The sequence below is a fragment of the Sphingobacterium sp. SGR-19 genome (assembly GCF_011043555.1).
Classification (GTDB): domain Bacteria; phylum Bacteroidota; class Bacteroidia; order Sphingobacteriales; family Sphingobacteriaceae; genus Sphingobacterium.
Map to the genome: position 1 here is coordinate 103,219 of NZ_JAAKGS010000006.1, position 18,871 is coordinate 122,089.

Consider the following 18,871-nt stretch of genomic DNA (forward strand, 5'->3'; position numbering starts at 1 on the left):
AGGATGAAAAAACTGATTTTGGTTTATATGATCTTCTGCAGCGGATACCTCTCTGAAGCAGCAGCACAACACGCCTATTTCCCGCACAAAGGCATCATCAGCTTTGAAAAAGAAGTATACGTAAGGGCAAGGATGCGTGAAATGACTAACCGAGCTGATGGAAGAAATCGTGGCATGATGATGCGGTTCGGCGGCAATATAAATGATGTTCCCGAGAAAAACTCGTCGATGTTCACGCTCCGGTTTGACGAAGACGAAACACTCATGGTTCGCGCCGAAGCAGAAGAAGCGACTGAAAATACAGCGACGCCGGGTCGCGGCGGTGCAGGTAGAGGAGGCAATAGAAATATGAACCGAACCAGGACAGCAAATAGTCGACAATCCACAAGACCGGGCGAACATAGAGTGTATTACCAAAATCTCCGTAACGGCACGAGTGAATTGGAACTGGATTTAGACGAAAAATACCTGTTGCGAGATTCATTACAACAGATTACCTGGCGTTTTACTGATGAGTATCGAAACATAGCAGGGTATGATTGTCGACGCGTTAATGGTGCTACGCCCGATTCATTGTATATCGTGGCTTTTTATACCGATCAAATTCCCGTATCAGGAGGACCGGCCCTGATACATGGGCTTCCAGGCATGATACTGGGACTTGCCATTCCTGAAATGCACATCAATTACTGGGCACGCAAAGTAGATTTTGTAGTCGACAATGTGCCCAATCAATGGTGGGACAAAAAAAGTAAACCCATGACGATGAACGACTTTTTCGACGCGTTAGGCAACAATCGATTTCTCGGCGGGGGAGACAACGCTCAGCAACGACGACGAAACTTATTGGAAAATTTGATTTATTGACTAATGTTACCTTATGCTTTCTTTTACTATTTTAGATAGCGCATTGTAAACCAGTGCATAGCTGTCATCTATAAATATTCTCAAACGCTCATCAGCAAGCTGTCTATTGCAATAAACGGTATTCCAATGCTTTTTATTCATATGGTAACCAGGGATAACCGTGTCGGGGTAGTTCAGACGTAACTCAACAGCTACGTCAGGGTCGCATTTCACATTGAAACACAAAGATTCCACTTGATCCAATCCGACTAACAAAAACACCTTTCCTCCTACTTTAAATACTAACGTATCCGGACCAAAAGGTAATTCTTCTGTTACGCCCTGTTTAGCGAGGCAATATTCCCGGATATCTTCAATGTTCATTTTCTAGCATTTGGTAGTTTCGCAAGCTTCCTTGTTGCAACCAGACGCTTGGCGTTATTAATCGTTAATACGCTAAAGAAAGATTAGCCTAATTGAGCAAGAAGCTCTTTTTGCAATTCCATCCCTTTGTCCTCGTTATACCATTTCTGGGTAAATTCTTTGATTTCTTCAAAAGAACGTCCCTCCTCTTTCATTTGGATAAACAAGTCCTGTAGCTTTTGTGGTCGGGGTCCCCATATCACCTTATCATGTCCCACATCGTTTCGGATAATAAGTTTAGGTATGGATTTACTCCCATTAGTAAGGTAATCGTCGATAAGGAATGGTTCTTTATCGCGGAGTTGTATTTCGAAGTCAATATTTGGATTATTTTTTACGATCTGGTAAAGTTGCGCTACCGAGTGAGCCGCATCTCCACACCAAGGCTCCGTGATCACAATCCAATGCTGAGGTTCTGTCATGCTCGCTATCAAATTTTTCATCGCATCGTTTGGTTCAAACCGTTTCAGCCACCGGTTCATTCTCGACCAATTTAGTTTCGTGTAACTTAAATATTCTTCATCCCCGTAGGGGTCGTATTCTTCCGGAGAAGCTAAAATTTGTTCAAAATAATCTACGTATTCCTGAAAGGTCATGTTTATGTTATCTTACCAGACGAATTTACTAATTATTTCTGTAAATCGAAATTCGCCTCCCGGATTCGTGACTGTTCCAAAGTCAGGGTCACCGGATATATAATGACAGTTTGACAGAACAGCTCAAAAGAAAAACGACATAAAAGACATTTTTATGACGATTTTAACCTTGGCACAGCTGTTGATAAAGACATAGCATATCATTAAAAATAAAGTTAATTACTAATTCGTAAATATTAAAAAACAAGATATGTCAAAAATTATTGGAATCGACTTAGGTACTACAAACTCATGTGTTGCCGTGATGGAGGGTAACGAGCCGGTAGTTATTGCAAACAATGAAGGGAAACGTACCACGCCTTCTATCGTTGCTTTTGTTGAAGGTGGTGAACGTAAAGTGGGCGATCCTGCAAAACGTCAAGCGATCACTAATCCTAACAAAACAGTTTATTCTATCAAGCGTTTCATGGGTTTATCGTATGATGAATCTATAAAAGAAGCAGAAAAAGTACCCTATAAAGTAGTAAAAGGTGATAACAACACGCCGCGTGTTGAAATCGACGACCGCAAATATACACCACAAGAAATTTCGGCCATGATTCTTCAAAAAATGAAGAAAACGGCAGAAGACTTCTTAGGACAGGAAGTAAGCGAAGCAGTTATTACAGTGCCTGCTTATTTTAACGATGCACAGCGCCAAGCTACAAAAGAGGCTGGTGAAATTGCTGGTCTTACTGTAAAACGTATCATCAACGAACCAACCGCAGCAGCATTGGCTTATGGTCTAGATAAAGCACACAAAGACATGAAAATTGTCGTGTTTGACTGTGGTGGAGGTACGCATGACGTTTCCGTACTAGAACTTGGTGACGGCGTGTTCGAAGTCAAATCAACAGATGGCGATACCCACCTAGGTGGTGACGACTTTGACAATGTTATTATCAACTGGTTGGCGGGAGAATTTGCAAATGAGAACAATGGCTTCGATCTTAAAAAAGATGCCATGGCATTACAGCGTTTGAAAGAAGCTGCAGAGAAAGCTAAAATTGAATTGTCTAGCACTACCTCAACAGAAATTAATTTGCCTTACATCACTGCTGATGCAACAGGCCCTAAACACTTAGTACGTACACTTTCTCGTGCTAAATTCGAGTCTTTAGCTGCTGATTTAGTTCAACGCACGATTGAACCTTGTAAATCAGCCTTAAAAAACGCTGGTTATTCTACTTCCGATATTGATGAAATCATTTTGGTTGGAGGTTCTACCCGTATACCGGCTATTGTAGATGCTGTAAAAAACTTCTTTGGCAAAGAGCCATCAAAAGGTGTAAACCCCGACGAAGTAGTAGCTCTTGGAGCTGCCATCCAAGGAGGTGTGTTAACAGGAGAAGTAAAAGATGTTTTGTTGCTAGATGTGACGCCGCTTTCATTAGGTATCGAAACTATGGGTGGCGTGATGACCAAATTAATCGAAGCAAATACAACTATCCCGACAAAAAAATCAGAGGTATTCTCCACTGCATCGGATAACCAGCCATCTGTAGAAATTCACATTTTGCAGGGAGAGCGCCCGATGGCATCACAAAACCGTACGATTGGACGTTTCCAGCTAACGGATATTCCGCCAGCACCTCGTGGGGTACCTCAAATCGAGGTAACATTTGATATTGATGCCAACGGTATTATCAAAGTATCAGCAAAAGACAAAGCTACAGGTAAAGAGCAAAATATCCGCATCGAAGCTTCTTCGGGATTATCTGAGGAAGAAATCCAAAAGATGAAACAAGAAGCGGAAGCGAATGCTGAAGCAGATAAAAAAGTAAAAGAAGAAGCAGAAAAAACAAATGCGGCTGATGCCCTAATCTTCTCAACAGAAAAACAGCTGAAAGAATATGGTGACAAGCTATCCGCAGATAAAAAAGGCGTTATCGAAGCAGGTTTAGAAAAATTGAAAACCGCTTATGCTGCGAAAAATTTCGCAGACATCGATGCAGCTTCTGCTGAACTTCAAAATGCTTGGAATGCGGCTTCGGAAGAAATGTACGCAGCTTCACAACAAGGAGGAGCACAACAGCCGCAGGGTGACGCAGGTCAAGCACAAGACAACAATAAACAAGGCGGTGACGATGTGCAAGATGTAGAGTTTGAAGAAGTGAAATAGTTTTGTTTGTTAAAATCAATCATACACATAAAAGCCCCGATGGATTTTCCATCGGGGCTTTAAATAAAAATAATAATTATATTATCCTCTTACATCTGATTTAAGGAAAATTTTAAGTGTTACGCAGATGGAATCTGCGGAGAGATTGAGTACGTCAACATCGACTTCGAACGGCTCTTTTTCGAATAGACCTCCTTTAATACAACCCAATTCTGCATAAAAGGAATCAAATAGTGTCTTCTCTAACCGCTCTTCTTGAAAAGAAGACACAAACAACCAGAGCAAGAACCCCAACCCCAACACTCTTATTGTCCTTAAAAAAAATTGCATAAAACACATAAGCCTAAAATTTAGCAGTTTAGAACACTAAATTAGCACATTAAGCAATAGATTGTATCTAAATTAAAATTCTAAAATAACTTTTCTGGATATACTCCATCCTTAACAAGGTTAGAGATAGATTCCTGTACAATGGGCTTGTCCTCTTTGTATGTCACTCCGAACCATTTGGAAGAAGTTGGGATGACCCGAAAGCTAGCCATGTTGTTCTTTACCATATAATCTGGAACAGAAGGAATAAAAAATTCCGATTTCGGGTTATCGCCGTTCTCCTTCACAAATTTAGAGAACATACTTTGGGCTACTTCAAAAATTCGAGGCGTAAAGCCCCAGAAGTTCATTGATACTCTAGTGTCCGGATCTAGATCATGCTGCTTTCCCTCTTCTTCATAAATAATTTTTTTATCGCCGACATCGTCTGTAACATAATAGATATTCGTACGCTCCGTTACCGAAACCATATTCCCCTCTTCGTTTACATCACACACTCCTCGGGAAACATATCCATAATCCGACATCGTGTTACCAACCTTAAACCCCATAAGAGCCATTTTTTCATCTGTAACTTCATCACGCAGGAAAGCCGCCATTTTTTCAAAAGCATCCTTGCCATAGAAATCATCTGCATTAATCACACAAAAGGGTTCGTTGATATGATCTTTCGCACTCATAACAGCATGTGCAGTTCCCCAAGGTTTTGTACGTTCTATTACCCTTTCAACACCAAACTTTGTCAAGTCAAAACTTTGAAAAGCATAATCTACCTCGATCTTACCTTTTAGTTTTTCGTCGAAGACTTCACGCATCTTCTCCAAAAATTCTTCTCGAATGATAAATATTACTTTCCCAAAACCGGCACGAATAGCATCGTATATAGAATAGTCAATGATAGTTTCTCCATGTGGGCCAAACCCATCAATCTGTTTTAACGATCCGTATCTACTCGCCATTCCTGCGGCTAGAATTAACAATGTTGGTTTACTCATTATCTATTTTATTATTAATCAATTACAAAAAATAAGGTGCGACAAAGATAGAAATTTATTCTATCTATTTCTTTCTAAACATGGCGTTTAAGATGCCGCTTGCCAGTTTTCCCAAAAGCTTTGCACCCTCTCGGGCTAGTGTACGAGAAGCCTGTGTTTTCGCGGCTTCCATCGGTGTTTGTCGAGAATTTCGCCTACTTGTGCTGCGGTTTGTTGATTTTTGAGTCTCTTTCTTCACTTTCTCCTGCTCCTCCTTCGCCTCAAAGACAGCGATCTTTTCATCCACAATCTCTGCGGCACTTCTTCTCTCTAGACGCTCTTGATATTTATCATAAAATTCCGAACCTGCTGTAATGCGCGTATAGGTTTCGGCTTGGCATGGCCCCATAATTGCCCTTGCGGGCACCAAGTGTGTAGCCACCACTTCCGTGGGAATACCCTTTTCGTTAAGCACCGTAACCAACGCTTGACCCGTTCCTAATGAAGTCAAGACCTTGTCAATTTCATAAAAGGGAGAATAAGGATATGTCTTTACCGTTTTACGTAGGTTATCAGCATCATTGGGTGTAAAAGCTCGCAGCGCATGCTGCACCCGATTACCCAATTGCCCTAAGACAGATGCAGGGATATCAGTTGCTGCTTGTGTACAGAAAAATACACCTATTCCCTTCGAACGGATTAAACGTATTATCTGCTCAACTTGCGTGAGAAATGCTTTTGAAGCACCGCTAAATAATAGGTGTGCCTCGTCAAAGAAAAAAATTAACTTTGGCTTGTCTAAATCACCTACTTCCGGCAGTTCCTTGAACAATTGCGCTAGAAGGCTTAGCAGAAAGGTTGAAAACATCAACGGCTGGTCTTGGATATCCGCTATATTCAACAACGTAATCACACCACGACCATCTATCCGATTAAATAAATCTTGAATATCAAATTCCCTTTCTCCGAAAATATGTGCTACGCCTTGTTGTTCCACCGCTACAATTTTCCGTAGAATAGTACCAGAAGTTGCCGCACTTATTTTACCGTAATCGTCCTTTATATCTTCGGCTCCCGGGCTATCTGTCAAGTAACTAAGCAGTTTCTTCACATCATTTAAATCAATGAGTTCCCATTGTTGATCTTCGGCATATTTAAATATGGCAGCTAACACACCGGTTTGCGTATCATTCAAATCCAAAATCCTTGCTAACAGAACAGGTCCAAAATCTTGTGCCTTTATACGCATTGGTGCTCCCAGCTTCCCGCTAAGAGAAAATATCTCTAATGGAAAATGCGCGGGTTCGAACGGAATTCCTACAAGCTTTCCCCGCTCTATGAGTGCATCATTTGTTTTTCCCGGTTCCGCCAATCCAGACAGATCACCTTTAACATCGAGCATAAAAACAGACACGCCTTTATCGGATAGCTGCTCCGCAATAAGTTGTAGTGTACGCGTTTTCCCCGTGCCGGTTGCGCCGGCAATGAGTCCATGACGATTCATAATTTTCAGCGCCAGATTCACCTTAGCCTCTGTTATAACTTCATCACCCCATATGCCAGAACCTAATTGGATATATTCACCCTTAGGATTATAGGAAGCCGTGATTTTTTCAATAAATTCTATGCTAGACGTCATACACGATTAATTAAGTTTCCTAGAAGCAATAAAAATGCCACATATTTGTAACAATTTCAATTAAATAAGGAAAGATATGGATAATTAATAAAAAATTAACAACAATTGACTGCCTTCGTTATTTTTTCCAAAGAAAAAACCGTATTTTTGAAAAGCACAAAATAAAAGAGCGTGATAACGAAGACAACACGAGTTTTAGCAGCGAAAGTATGTTTTGGCATCTTTATGATGAAGATGTTGATTTCGGCTACACCTATGTTTGTGAACGTCTTAGACCAAGGAACCATCCTACAAGTTGTTCTTCAGTTAGAAATTGAGAATACAGCAAAAGGAAACAACGCTTCGGAAGATTTACACGAAGCAGGCGCGAAACTCTTCACAACTACTTCTGATTATCTATCATTTTGCCCAGTTATCGAAAACTTAGGTAAAGAGAAGCGATATCTAAAAAACGAAGGACTTTTTAGCGTGTTCCATCCATCCGTTCCTCCCCCCCCTCCCAACAGTTAATTCTGATCTTTATTATCTCTTTGTTTGGGGTTTCTAAAATCTCATTAGAGTTATTATCATTAGAACAATTTTATAAAGGCAAGAAGCTTGTATGAGCTGATTAATCCATGTCTTTATGCATGGGAATCTATGCAGATATAATTGATTTTGATTTATTAGAATAGATAACGGATTAAATTTTAAATTTATGTCAGGAACTCGTCTGTCTGCTTTTCTTAAATTATCGAAAAGAGACTTAAAATATGATTTCCCAGCGAGTATTGTAGTGTTTCTTGTAGCGCTGCCACTATGTCTGGGTATAGCAATGGCATCCGGCGCACCTTTGTTTGCCGGAGTATTAACAGGAATTATCGGTGGATTGGTCGTTGCGTCCATCAGCAAATCTCCGCTCAGCGTGAGTGGGCCTGCAGCTGGCTTAACGGTAATCGTACTAGGTGCTATAGAACAATTAGGAGCGTATGAAACTTTTCTGCTCGCCGTTGTCATCGCCGGTGTTGTACAGCTCGTTCTAGGGATCATCAAAGCAGGTATGATTGGAAACTATTTCCCTTCAGCTGTGATTTTAGGTATGTTAGCTGCTATCGGTATCACCATCATACTTAAACAGATACCGTTGGCTTTCGGGCTGTTAGAAGAACATGCTTTCGAACTCGATTCCGGAGGAGGTATTGCAGCAATTCAAAACACGGTTTTGTCCAGCGTCAACTGGGGGGCCACTATCATTTGCTTGCTATCCCTTGCCATCCTCATCTACTGGCCAAAAGTTAAGGGCATTAACAAAGTGCCTGCGCCGTTGGTTGTTGTTTTAATGGGAGTTGGATTAGCATCTGTTTTCCGAGGTTCCACTATGCAGCTTAGCGCAGATCATTTCGTTGTGATACCTATTGTAAGCTCTTTTCAAGAATTCACACAACTATTCATTTTTCCAGATTTTACACAAATTTTGAATAAAGATGTCTGGATAGTTGCCTTTACGATTGCTATTATTGCGAGCTTGGAAACCTTGCTCAGCATTGAAGCTATTGATAAGATGGATCCCTTTAAACGCGTTACACCGACCAACAGAGAACTGACGGCCCAAGGTGTGGGTAATATGGTGAGCGGGTTTCTAGGCGGTCTTCCCATGACATCCGTTATCGTACGATCTTCTGCAAACACGCAAGCTGGTGGACGGACACGGCAATCAGCCATGCTACATGGTCTCTGGTTGTTGGTAGCTCTTTTGGCCATTCCTGCACTTATTAACTTGATCCCCTTGTCATGTCTGGCTGCCATCTTACTCCATACAGGTTATAAGTTAGCCAACCCAAGTTTGTTTAAAAAAATGTTACGCAAAGGATTGGATCAGTTTATCCCGTTCGCTGCGACCATTGTAGCGGTTGTATTTACTGATCTGTTAATGGGTGTGGGGATAGGTATAGTAGTAGCCTTGTTCTATATCATCCGCGCTAATATGCAGAATGCCTTCAAAATGGAAATCGATGAGGAGAATGGTGAAAAGAAGGTCACGATGACGCTTGCAGAAGAAGTTTCTTTTCTAAACAAAGTACCTATCCAACAGAAACTCTATAGTTTGCCGAAAGGCGTGCAAGCTATTCGAATTGATGGCAGATATAGCAAATTTATCGATAAAGACGTTATTGAGGTTTTGAAGGATTTTCAAACAAATGCAGTTAGTAAAGGGATTGAAATCGAATTGGATGCTGTCACCTACAAAAAGAATGGTGTCGCGCCTATAATCCAGCCGAAAAAGCAAGTAAAGATATAATGTCTTTTTTATAATAATATTCATAATAATGTACTAAATTGGCTGGGTTTTCAATTCAGCCGCTAATAACATCACAAGAAATAACAATTATAATTATGGGAAATAAAGAACTAGAACTAGGTTTTCAGAAAATATTAGAAGGCAACAAGTCTTGGGTAGAGTTTGTTAAAAACGACACGTCTGGACGGTTTGAGCAGCTGGCAAAAGGACAAAGTCCGGAGATCCTCTGGATCGGTTGTGCGGATAGCCGTGTTCCAGCCAATGAGATAGTAGGCTCGAAACCTGGTGAAGTGTTCGTACACCGCAACATCGCTAATATGTGCGTACATTCCGATATGAGTATGTTGTCGGTACTCGATTACGCTGTCAATGTCTTAAAAGTAAAACATATTGTCGTGGCAGGACATTATGGCTGTGGCGGTGTTGCCGCCTCATTAAGCCGCCAACAATTCGGTGTAATCGACAACTGGCTATGCCACATCAAGGACGTTTATCGTTTGCATGCCAAGGAAATCGACGGTATTACAGACCATGAGGAAAAAGTAAACCGTCTTATTGAACTCAATGTAAAAGAACAGGTGTTTAATCTATGTACAACTTCCATTGTACAAAATGCATGGAAGAACAATCAACCATTAGCCGTACATGGAATGGTGATTGATATTGGCAGCGGAAAACTTCAAGATTTAGACAATACGTTTACAAGCAACGAAGCATTGGGCAAGGTGTTTGCCTTCCAATAAACAATAAATACAAGTTTAAGATTATTAGGAGAGACGTCTATATAGGCGTCTCTTTTTGGTATATTATGATTTTTACAATGAAACCGATCAAGGCTCGTTATAAAATTTTAATTTCGTAAAATTTTACTCAACAACAATGAACTGGAATAAATCATTATTATTAGCAGCAGCCTTATTCACATTCTCGGCTTCTGTACACGTTAACGCCCAGGATAATCTTATCAATGCGTTAAAACACAATGTCAGCGACAACAGTAAAGAAGGTTTCCGATTTACGGAAGTGATCAATTTAGGAAATACTTCTATTAAAGACCAAGGATCTTCGGGCACCTGCTGGTCGTATTCAGGCAACTCTTTTCTAGAATCAGAAATGATCAGAATGGGTAGACAACCCGTAGATATCTCTTCTATCTATACGGCACGCAACACCTATATTGAAAAGGCAAAAAACTTCGTCCGCTTACACGGAAAGCAGGCACAAGGGGATGGCGGTCAGTTACATGATGTGTTAACCATCTTCCGTAAGTACGGTGCTGTACCACAAGCAATCTACACAGGATTACAAGAAGGACAAAAACGTAATAATTTTGGAGAGATGAGTCCTATACTACAAAGCATTACAGAAAACGTGGCAAAAAGTAAAAAACCAAGTAGAACCTGGATAACCGCTTTTACCGCAGCGATGGATGCTTATTTAGGACAGGTACCCAAATCCTTCCAATATGAAGGAAAGGCATACACGCCCCGGACCTTTGCAGACGAAGTGATCGGCATTAATCCGGATGATTATATCGGTATTTCGTCATTCGAAGAACACCCATACTATAAACCGTTTGTTTTATTGATTCCCGACAACTGGTCTTTTGAAAGTTTCTATAATGTACAGATAAACGACCTGACGGATATCATCGACAATGCACTTCAAAATGGATACACCGTAGCTTGGGCGACAGATGTATCTGAAAAGAGCTTTAGCTGGAAAAACGGCGTGGCGTACGTACCGGAAAAACCAATAGAGCAAATGAGTGCCGAAGAAATAGAGACAATGTTTAATGGCCCAAAGCCTGAAGCCACCATTACCCCTGCCCAACGCCAAGAAGCTTTCGATAACTACACGACTACCGACGACCACGGGATGCACATCGTAGGGACAGTCAAAGACCAAAATGGCAAAGAATATTATATCGTAAAAAACTCGTGGGGAGAATCCAACGACTACAAAGGATATATGTATGCGACTAAAGAATATGTCCGATACAAAACAATTTCCATTTTATTGCATAAAAAAGCTTTAACCAAAAATATGCAATCCCGATTTGGTATATAAAAGAACGAGGGGCGTTAAAGAAGAACGCCCCTCGCTTTTATTTTATCTCCTTATAACCTACTCCCATATTCTGGAACATAAATGCCCATTTATCCGTTTGCTCGGCGATCACCATCGCAGTCGATTTCCCTGCTCCGTGACCCGCTTTTGTATCGATACGGATTAAAACGGGATTGTCTCCGTTATGGTATTCTTGCAAACGAGCAGCAAATTTAAACGAATGTGCCGGAACGACACGGTCATCGTGATCTGCTGTTGTCACCATGGTAGCTGGGTAAGCTGTTCCTGGTTTCAGTGCGTGATAAGGCGAATACTTATGCAGATATTCAAACATCTCTTTACTATCGTCAGCAGTGCCGTAGTCGAACGCCCAACCCGCACCTGCCGTAAATTTATGATAACGCAACATATCCAGCACACCAACTGCCGGAAAAGCTACTTTAAAAAGCTCCGGGCGTTGTGTCATGCTCGCTCCAACCAATAATCCTCCATTGGAGCCGCCCGCAATAGCTAATTTTTCTGGAGAAGTATACTTCTGATCGATTAGATATTCTGCTGCCGCGATAAAATCGTCAAATACGTTTTGCTTGTTCATCTGCGTACCAGCAAGATGCCAACTTTCGCCGTACTCTCCTCCTCCACGGAGATTCGCTACAGCATATACCCCACCTTGTTCTAGTAGAATAACATTACTAGTAGAAAACGACGGTGTTAAGCTTATATTAAATCCACCATAGCCATACAACATCGTTGGATTTGTCCCATCTAATTGGATACCCTTTTTATACGTAATAATCATCGGTATCTTGGTCCCATCCTTGGAAGCAAAAAAAACTTGCTTCGATTCATATTGTGAAGGGTCGAAATTGATAGCCGATTTATTATAAATTTCCGACTTTCCAGATACGATATCATATTTGTAGATTGTAACCGGATTTACATAATTTGTGAAAGAATAATATAAATCTTTATCTTGCAGTTTCGCATCAAACCCACCCGCAGAACCTATGCCAGGGAGTTCGATTTCCCGTTCTAGTTTCCCATTTCGGTCATATTGCTTTATAAGCGAAGTCGCGTCTTTCAAATAATTAGCAAATATTTTCCCTCCACCTACAGTGGGCGATAGTGCCTGTTCGGTTTCCGCGATTAATGGTTGCCAATTTTCCGGTTGCGGATTCGCCGCATCAACCGTTACTACCCGTCCATTTGGAGCATCCAGTTCCGTATAGATAAACAATTTGGAACCATCGTTATCTATAATTTCGTGGTTTTTCTCCATATCGCCTATCACCGTTACAAATTCCGCGTCAGGGGAAGAAAGATCTTTTATATATAGTTCGTTACCCGACGTAGCATTTGCCGCCGACACGATCAAATAGCTTTCATCCTCCGTTAATCCGGCACCAATATAACGCCGTGGCATAGTTGGTCCACCAAATACGAGTTTATCATCTGTCTGCGGCGTATTTAGCTTATGGAAATACAGTTTATGCTGGTCTGTCATAGCGGATAACGCGGATCCCTCCTTAGGCTTATCATAACTGCTATAATATATGCCTTCATTACCTTTCCAAGCCAATCCGGAGAACTTAACATCTACCAGCGTATCCCCTACGATAGATTTATCCTCCGTTTTCAGAACGACAACCTTTCTCCAGTCAGACCCACCTTCCGAAATCTGATAAGCAACCAACGAACCATCCTTAGAGAAGGATATGCCCGCTAATGAACTCGTACCATCTTCTGAAAACTTGTTAGGATCCAAAAAAATCTCCTCTTTTCCATCTTCGCCTTTTTTACGCCAAAGTACGTATTGGTTTTGAAGCCCGTCATTTTTATAGAAGTAGATATAATCTCCCTCCTTAATCGGCGCGCCCACTTTTTCATAATTCCACAAACTTTCCAAACGCTTATGGATAGCATCACGGAATGGAATCTGACCTAAATAATCTTGGGTTACTTCGTTTTGAGCAGTCACCCATTGTTTGGTTTCCGCAGATAGGTCGTCTTCTAACCAACGATAGGGGTCTTCGACGGTTGTCCCAAAATACGCATCTTTCTGATCAATTTTTTCTGTTTTCGGATAAGGCTTTAGCACGATATCATTTTTTGATTCAATAACTTTCTCCTGGTTGCAGGCCGTGAAGCCCAAAGCCAGCAGCATAATTCCTAAATTTTTATTCATAACCAATTTTTTAAACCAAGCGCAAGTTAGGATTTTTATCTTCTTTTTTCCCGTAAAAAGAAGCAAAACCTCGTCGCTTCAAATATTTTACATTAGGGATAGTACTAAAAATAAGTTTGTGCAGTTGTAAAACATTTGGATGCGACCTTGAATGTTAAAGGAGGGGTTCGGCTTAAAACAACAACTTTAATCAAAAATTGATTAATTTTGACGCTCCATGAGAGATAAAATATACTTTGCTTCCGATTTTCATTTGGGTGTTACGCCCAAGACTACCTCGCTGGAGCGGGAGCGGCAATTAGTCTCTTGGCTAGAACATATCAAGCACGACGCAAAGGCTCTCTTTTTGGTAGGAGACGTTTTTGACTTCTGGTTTGAATATAGTACCGTAGTCCCTAAAGGATTCATCCGCTTTCTGGGAAAATTAGCAGAATTGGCAGACCTCGGCGTGGAAATCACGCTGTTTAAAGGCAATCATGACATGTGGATGTTCGGTTATCTGAAAGAACAATTAAACGCCCATATTGTCGATAATGAAATGATATTGAATATGGATGGCAAACGATTCTATATACACCATGGTGATGGACTTGGCCCGGGAGACACGAAGTACAAATTTTTGAAAGCCTTTTTTCGAAGTAAGGTCTGTCAGTGGCTTTTTGCGAGATTACATCCGAACTTAGGCATTGGTATCGCACAAAGATGGTCTCGACACAGCCGGGCGGCCAATCTGAACGAAGAACATTTCTTAGGAGAAGACCGGGAATGGCTCATTCAATATGCCAAAGGGCTATTGCAGCAGGAACATTTTGATTATTTTATCTTTGGGCATCGACATCTTGCCTATGACGTCAAACTTCATGAAAACAGCCGTATCGTTAATCTGGGCGAATGGATGTATGCTCGTACCTATGCTGTATGGGACGGCACGCAACTGAAACTGAAGAAATGGACGCCCTGACTATCATTCAACGTATAGCTCCGCTTAAACTGGAAGATCAAAAAAAGTTATCGGAACTTTTTGAAGAAATAGAATTTGATAAACAGCAGCGCATCATAGAAGCTGGTAAGAACTCCCATTACTTGTACTTTCTGAAAACAGGATCCTGTCGGATATTTTATTATAAAGAGGAACGCGAAGTCATTTTAGATTTTGCCTTTCCGGGTGACGTCTTGATATCTTTAAACAGCTATGTACATGGCAAACCAGGTTATGAAACGATACAATCCCTTGAACCGGTAACAGCATATCGTATAAATACGTCCCAATTACAATCTCTTTTTGCCAATACCCTCGGTATAGCTAATTGGGGCAGAAAACTTGCCGAAGTAGAAACATTAAAAATCGAGTATAGGTTGATGTCAAAACTCTTTAAAACGGCGGCTGAGAGCTATCAAGAATTGTTAGACCGCGCTCCGGAACTCGTTAATCAAATTAAATTGGGGTTTATCGCTTCCTATTTAGGTATATCACAGGTTACTTTGAGTAGAATTCGCGCAAAGCAATGATGCCCTAAATTTGCTTCGGAAGATGCTATACAGAAATTTTGCACGCATGACCAAAAATAGCTTCAGCAATATCCCCCGAGATATAGCGTTGCGTCTACTTGCTACGCTATGCTTTTTTATACTTCTACTTCTACAATACAAGCTCATATCAAGTTCTTATCATATTGAAAGCCGTGAAATTGCGCAGAAAGAGAAAAATGTCATCAAGCATCTCTATGGGGAGGCAATCATTAATGACAAACTATATCCGGGAGGTCAAAACGTGTTTGACAATTCGTTGAATAAAGAGCGTCTCATGGATTTAGAACACCTGTATAAAACAAATAGACTAATGTTTAATGATTCCATACGTCTGATCACTAAACATATTCTGGAAGAATTGACCGCAGCATCCAATATGGATTCCGTGATGTCCGCTATTCTGAAATCAATCCACCTAGATCTGGAAAAATATGGTTATGCAATAACACTCGATGAAATTTCGATCTCATTCGATGGTAAAAACTATATCGATCTAACGATTTGGAATGACGTTCTTCTACCCATTTGTATTGATGGGAACGAGCGTTATATCAGTCCAAACGAGGTAGTTTCCAATATTTCAGTTTCTTCTTATATGCCCTATAGCTATGGCGTAAAATTTACCCTTTACGGACTAAACCTTTCACAAAATTTCGCGGTTTTTAAGAAGATATTCCCACTTTTTCTTCTAACGGCTATTTGTACATTTATTATTTTGACAACCTATACTTTAACCTTTCGGCGTTGGCAGAAGCAGAAAAAACTAAATGAAGTCACACAGGATTTCTTGAGTAGCATTACCCATGAATTTAAAACACCTATATCATCCATATCCGTTTCCGTCAAAAACCTAATACGAGAAACAAAATCTTACAACAACACGCACGTCACACAAAGCATTGCGGTCATCGAAAGGCAATCTAAACGAATTGATCAATTAGTAGATCAAGCTATTGGCATATCGATGTTCGACCCCAGCAATGTTCGTAAGGAACATCGTAACCTGGTCGAAGATATAGAAAATAGTTTGCATGATTTGCGTTTAAAATATATACATCATTCGCATGTTGACATAAAATTTGAGACCGATATAAAGGACTTTTTTATAAGTTATGATTTTTTTTATCTTACAACAGCCATAAACAATCTTATTGAGAACGGCATAAAACATAACAATAGTACGGATAAAGAAGTAACAATACGGCTTAGAGAAACAAAGGCAAACGTTTTGCTAGAAATTTCCGATAATGGTGAGGGAATACCACGAGAAGAGCAACAGCACGTCTTTCATAAGTTTTATCAGGGCAGAAAAGGCAAAGAAAAAGGTGGCCTAGGCCTAGGGCTATATTATGTTGATCAAATGATAAAAACCCATCAATGGAAGCAAGAAATACATCTGCGTGATACACGGGGAACGGAGATTCGGATCATCATTCCCAAAACGATAAGAAAAACGAAGGATGAAAGGTAAGTTGTTATTGATAGAAGACGACCAAGATCTCGGTCAAGAAGTGAAAAATTATTTGAATGCAGTGGGGTTTACGACGCAGTTAGTACCAAGCAGCTTTGGAGCCTTAGAATACTGCAAAGTAAACGACTACGATTTACTATTAGTCGACATTCATTTGCCGGGAAAGGATGGCTTCGAACTCGTCGAGAGCATCCGTAAAATAAAGCCACATGTACACTTTCTGTTTCTGACGGCGAGAAATCAAAAAACAAGTCGGTTGAAAGGATTGAAATTAGGTGCTGCGGATTATATCACAAAGCCGTTTGACGTTGAAGAGCTAGCTTGGCGTATCCATAATATCTTGAATCGACATCAAGGATCGACGCGGGATGAATTGAAGGTAAGTGATATTTACCTCCGCAATAACACTATGGAATTGGTGATCGATGACAGCAAGGTATATAAACTCACTGCACGTGAATTTGAACTATGGAAATATCTGTTGGAGCATGTGGAGCAAGTATTAAAGCGAGAAGATATTTTGATCAGTGTGTGGGGTGACAACGATTATTTTCTCGGCCGCAGCTTAGATGTTTTTATTAGTCGGATTCGCAAGATTTTACGGCATTCAAAATTTTTGACTTTAGATACTGTTTTTAAAGTAGGTTTCATTTTAAAGCAAAAAAACGGGCACGTACGCTGAAGTACCTACCCGTTTCCGTTCGTAACCATCCTATTCTTATTTCTTTAATAGCCGGGATTCTGTTGCAAGTTAGGATTGATGGCCAGCTGAGTCTGTGGAATGGGGAACAATTCCTTCTGCTCATCATTTGTCGCTTCATGATCCCACCAAGATCCGGTTATAAATGTACCGAAACGGATCAAATCCGTCCTACGCTTACCTTCGAAGATAAACTCCCGTCCTCTTTCGGCAAGAAGTTCCTCAAGGGTTAGGTTCGCAGTGGTATATTTATTCGCATTCCAGCTGGCAGCATCAAAGGCGCGCTCTTTCGACTCGTTGATTAAATCAACAGCTTCTTGATCAGCGGTGCCGCCATTCTTACGCATGAGTGCCTCAGCCTTATTGAAATATATTTCGGTTAAGCGATAAATAATATAATCGTTTTCCTGATAGTTCTCGTCGCTTAAACGTCCCGACTTATATTTATGGAACCTCGCACCTGAGTTTTCTTCTCCTTCGGCCATAGAGCCTTCTGAACTCATGTCGCCCTCACTTTCTCGGCGGATGGAGTTCACATAGACCAGATCTCGTCCTGCATACTCTTCCGTTCCTTTTACCGGTGTTTGCGTTCCATATTTATACTGCGGCCCAAAGAGAAACCAATCCTGTTTGCGCAGATCACTCTCCTGATAAGCATCAAAGGCTGTCGGGATTACGACGAACGCATTCCAGCCACCATACCCTACATCCAACACCTCTTTCATATAGTCATAGCTCATGTAGAAACCTCCCCAATCAAAAGTAAAACCTCCTTTGCGACTAAACTGGAATTGGAAAAGTGCTTCGGGGTTTGCACTATTCGTATTGCTAAAGATGGCATTAATATCTGCGGATAATTGAGGGACTCCTCCAATACCACCCCCCGCTCCGGAGATTACTTTTTCCGAGGCGTTTATACATTCATCCCACATGGCCGTACCGGACCACTTCTCGGCATTTAGGTATAACTCCGAAAGCATGGCATATCCTGCTGCCTTGTTTACTTTACCCACCGTTTCCGCAGATAAATTCGGCAACTTTTCCACTGCCGCTTCAAGCTCCGTCTTTACAAAGTCAAAGACTTCCGCACGAGGTCTGGTTTCCGGGTTCAAGGGAACGTCGGCAACTTCTGTAGCAATGGGAACATTGCCCCACATATCTATAATGCGCATGTAATGATAGGCTCGCAATACCTTCAGCTGGGCGATTACTTCATCCATCTCTTCTTGTGCCATTCCGACGGCTTCCATATCGAGTGCTTCAATATCGCTTAAAGCATTATTGATAAAACCAACTCCGGTCCACATCAATTCCCAAGCGGTCCTCATCCGGTTCTCATTATCGGTCCATGTATGATAATGCAACCGGAAATGGTCTCCGCCATCATACCCGTGACGACCTTTTTGGGGCCAAGCCACTTGATCTGCTGCCAATTCCGAATGATAATAAAAGCCATTCCCGCCAGTCGGTGCCAGCCAAGCCTGCATATGTGTAAATGGTCGCAATGCTGCCTGCATGACCTCCAATTTATTTTTGTAAAAACTATCTTCTTCTAGGTCACTGTAAAGATTTTCCTCCAAATTTGTGCAGCCAGAGAATCCGGTCGTTGCTATCAAGGTCGCGACCGCAAATCGTATCGTATGTATTTTAAATATTCTCATGATTCCT

17 protein-coding genes are annotated in these 18,871 nt (G+C 41.1%); 10 read left to right on the forward strand and 7 right to left on the reverse strand.

The window, feature by feature from the left end:
- The first annotated feature begins 3 nt into the window (after positions 1-3).
- Positions 4-867, forward strand: a complete 864-nt coding sequence (locus G5B43_RS12560) for a GLPGLI family protein (protein WP_165295093.1) — start codon at positions 4-6, stop codon at positions 865-867.
- Positions 868-873: 6 nt separating this feature from the next.
- Here G5B43_RS12560 and G5B43_RS12565 read toward each other — a convergent pair whose 3' ends face one another.
- Both G5B43_RS12565 and G5B43_RS12570 read right to left on the reverse strand, forming a co-directional pair.
- Positions 874-1,230, reverse strand: coding sequence for an MmcQ/YjbR family DNA-binding protein (locus tag G5B43_RS12565; protein WP_165295094.1), 357 nt, complete (start codon positions 1,228-1,230; stop codon positions 874-876).
- Positions 1,231-1,313: 83 nt separating this feature from the next.
- Positions 1,314-1,865, reverse strand: coding sequence for a thioredoxin family protein (locus tag G5B43_RS12570; RefSeq protein WP_165295095.1), 552 nt, complete (start codon positions 1,863-1,865; stop codon positions 1,314-1,316).
- Positions 1,866-2,115: 250 nt separating this feature from the next.
- On the opposite strand from G5B43_RS12570, the gene dnaK reads away from it, so the two are divergent.
- Positions 2,116-4,026, forward strand: coding sequence for a molecular chaperone DnaK (gene dnaK, locus G5B43_RS12575; protein ID WP_165295096.1), 1,911 nt, complete (start codon positions 2,116-2,118; stop codon positions 4,024-4,026).
- An 81-nt stretch (positions 4,027-4,107) separates the two neighbouring features.
- Here the strand turns inward: dnaK and G5B43_RS12580 are convergent, their stop codons facing one another.
- The 3 genes from G5B43_RS12580 to G5B43_RS12590 form a co-directional block, all read right to left on the reverse strand.
- A complete protein-coding gene (locus G5B43_RS12580; RefSeq protein ID WP_165295097.1) occupies positions 4,108-4,356 on the reverse strand; it encodes a hypothetical protein in 249 nt (82 codons plus the stop codon).
- Between the two features lie 80 nt (positions 4,357-4,436).
- The gene (locus tag G5B43_RS12585) at positions 4,437-5,351 is read right to left on the reverse strand and encodes a sugar phosphate nucleotidyltransferase (RefSeq protein WP_165295099.1); all 915 of its coding nucleotides are present in this window, start codon (positions 5,349-5,351) and stop codon (positions 4,437-4,439) included.
- A 64-nt stretch (positions 5,352-5,415) separates the two neighbouring features.
- Complete coding sequence (locus tag G5B43_RS12590; protein WP_165295100.1) at positions 5,416-6,969, reverse strand: helicase HerA-like domain-containing protein; 1,554 nt, start codon at positions 6,967-6,969, stop codon at positions 5,416-5,418.
- Between the two features lie 171 nt (positions 6,970-7,140).
- Between G5B43_RS12590 and G5B43_RS12595 the strand changes: the two genes are divergently transcribed.
- The 4 genes from G5B43_RS12595 to G5B43_RS12610 all read left to right on the forward strand — a co-directional run bounded on the left by G5B43_RS12595 (position 7,141) and on the right by G5B43_RS12610 (position 11,317).
- Entirely contained in the window at positions 7,141-7,479 is a 339-nt protein-coding gene (locus tag G5B43_RS12595) for a hypothetical protein (protein ID WP_317167514.1), read from the forward strand.
- A gap of 187 nt (positions 7,480-7,666) precedes the next feature.
- Entirely contained in the window at positions 7,667-9,247 is a 1,581-nt protein-coding gene (locus G5B43_RS12600) for a SulP family inorganic anion transporter (protein ID WP_165295102.1), read from the forward strand.
- Positions 9,248-9,342: 95 nt separating this feature from the next.
- Positions 9,343-9,990, forward strand: a complete 648-nt coding sequence (locus G5B43_RS12605) for a carbonic anhydrase (protein ID WP_165295103.1) — start codon at positions 9,343-9,345, stop codon at positions 9,988-9,990.
- 136 nt (positions 9,991-10,126) lie between these two features.
- Positions 10,127-11,317, forward strand: a complete 1,191-nt coding sequence (locus G5B43_RS12610; RefSeq protein ID WP_165295104.1) for an aminopeptidase C — start codon at positions 10,127-10,129, stop codon at positions 11,315-11,317.
- A 37-nt stretch (positions 11,318-11,354) separates the two neighbouring features.
- Here the strand turns inward: G5B43_RS12610 and G5B43_RS12615 are convergent, their stop codons facing one another.
- Positions 11,355-13,502 (reverse strand): prolyl oligopeptidase family serine peptidase, encoded by a 2,148-nt coding sequence (locus G5B43_RS12615; protein WP_165295105.1) that lies wholly within the window; start codon positions 13,500-13,502, stop codon positions 11,355-11,357.
- A gap of 217 nt (positions 13,503-13,719) precedes the next feature.
- Between G5B43_RS12615 and G5B43_RS12620 the strand changes: the two genes are divergently transcribed.
- Genes G5B43_RS12620 through G5B43_RS12635 form a run of 4 tightly spaced genes read left to right on the forward strand, consistent with a single transcriptional unit; the run spans position 13,720 to position 17,185 of the window.
- Complete coding sequence (locus G5B43_RS12620) at positions 13,720-14,463, forward strand: UDP-2,3-diacylglucosamine diphosphatase (protein WP_165295106.1); 744 nt, start codon at positions 13,720-13,722, stop codon at positions 14,461-14,463.
- Positions 14,451-15,011, forward strand: a complete 561-nt coding sequence (locus tag G5B43_RS12625) for a Crp/Fnr family transcriptional regulator (protein ID WP_165295107.1) — start codon at positions 14,451-14,453, stop codon at positions 15,009-15,011. The genes G5B43_RS12620 and G5B43_RS12625 overlap by 13 nt, the downstream gene beginning before the upstream one ends.
- A gap of 46 nt (positions 15,012-15,057) precedes the next feature.
- Positions 15,058-16,503, forward strand: coding sequence for a sensor histidine kinase (locus G5B43_RS12630; protein ID WP_165295108.1), 1,446 nt, complete (start codon positions 15,058-15,060; stop codon positions 16,501-16,503).
- The gene (locus tag G5B43_RS12635) at positions 16,493-17,185 is read left to right on the forward strand and encodes a response regulator transcription factor (RefSeq protein ID WP_165295110.1); all 693 of its coding nucleotides are present in this window, start codon (positions 16,493-16,495) and stop codon (positions 17,183-17,185) included. The genes G5B43_RS12630 and G5B43_RS12635 overlap by 11 nt, the downstream gene beginning before the upstream one ends.
- A 44-nt stretch (positions 17,186-17,229) precedes the next feature.
- Here G5B43_RS12635 and G5B43_RS12640 read toward each other — a convergent pair whose 3' ends face one another.
- The gene (locus G5B43_RS12640) at positions 17,230-18,864 is read right to left on the reverse strand and encodes a RagB/SusD family nutrient uptake outer membrane protein (protein WP_165295111.1); all 1,635 of its coding nucleotides are present in this window, start codon (positions 18,862-18,864) and stop codon (positions 17,230-17,232) included.
- Positions 18,865-18,871: the final 7 nt, after the last annotated feature.

Coding starts and splice junctions, on each gene's coding strand:
- G5B43_RS12560 (WP_165295093.1), top strand. CDS start 4: ATGAAAAAACTGATTTTGGTTTATATGATCTTCTGCAGCGGATACCTC.
- G5B43_RS12565 (WP_165295094.1), bottom strand. CDS start 1,230: ATGAACATTGAAGATATCCGGGAATATTGCCTCGCTAAACAGGGCGTA.
- G5B43_RS12570 (WP_165295095.1), bottom strand. CDS start 1,865: ATGACCTTTCAGGAATACGTAGATTATTTTGAACAAATTTTAGCTTCT.
- dnaK (WP_165295096.1), top strand. CDS start 2,116: ATGTCAAAAATTATTGGAATCGACTTAGGTACTACAAACTCATGTGTT.
- G5B43_RS12580 (WP_165295097.1), bottom strand. CDS start 4,356: ATGCAATTTTTTTTAAGGACAATAAGAGTGTTGGGGTTGGGGTTCTTG.
- G5B43_RS12585 (WP_165295099.1), bottom strand. CDS start 5,351: ATGAGTAAACCAACATTGTTAATTCTAGCCGCAGGAATGGCGAGTAGA.
- G5B43_RS12590 (WP_165295100.1), bottom strand. CDS start 6,969: ATGACGTCTAGCATAGAATTTATTGAAAAAATCACGGCTTCCTATAAT.
- G5B43_RS12600 (WP_165295102.1), top strand. CDS start 7,667: ATGTCAGGAACTCGTCTGTCTGCTTTTCTTAAATTATCGAAAAGAGAC.
- G5B43_RS12605 (WP_165295103.1), top strand. CDS start 9,343: ATGGGAAATAAAGAACTAGAACTAGGTTTTCAGAAAATATTAGAAGGC.
- G5B43_RS12610 (WP_165295104.1), top strand. CDS start 10,127: ATGAACTGGAATAAATCATTATTATTAGCAGCAGCCTTATTCACATTC.
- G5B43_RS12615 (WP_165295105.1), bottom strand. CDS start 13,502: ATGAATAAAAATTTAGGAATTATGCTGCTGGCTTTGGGCTTCACGGCC.
- G5B43_RS12620 (WP_165295106.1), top strand. CDS start 13,720: ATGAGAGATAAAATATACTTTGCTTCCGATTTTCATTTGGGTGTTACG.
- G5B43_RS12625 (WP_165295107.1), top strand. CDS start 14,451: ATGGACGCCCTGACTATCATTCAACGTATAGCTCCGCTTAAACTGGAA.
- G5B43_RS12630 (WP_165295108.1), top strand. CDS start 15,058: ATGACCAAAAATAGCTTCAGCAATATCCCCCGAGATATAGCGTTGCGT.
- G5B43_RS12635 (WP_165295110.1), top strand. CDS start 16,493: ATGAAAGGTAAGTTGTTATTGATAGAAGACGACCAAGATCTCGGTCAA.
- G5B43_RS12640 (WP_165295111.1), bottom strand. CDS start 18,864: ATGAGAATATTTAAAATACATACGATACGATTTGCGGTCGCGACCTTG.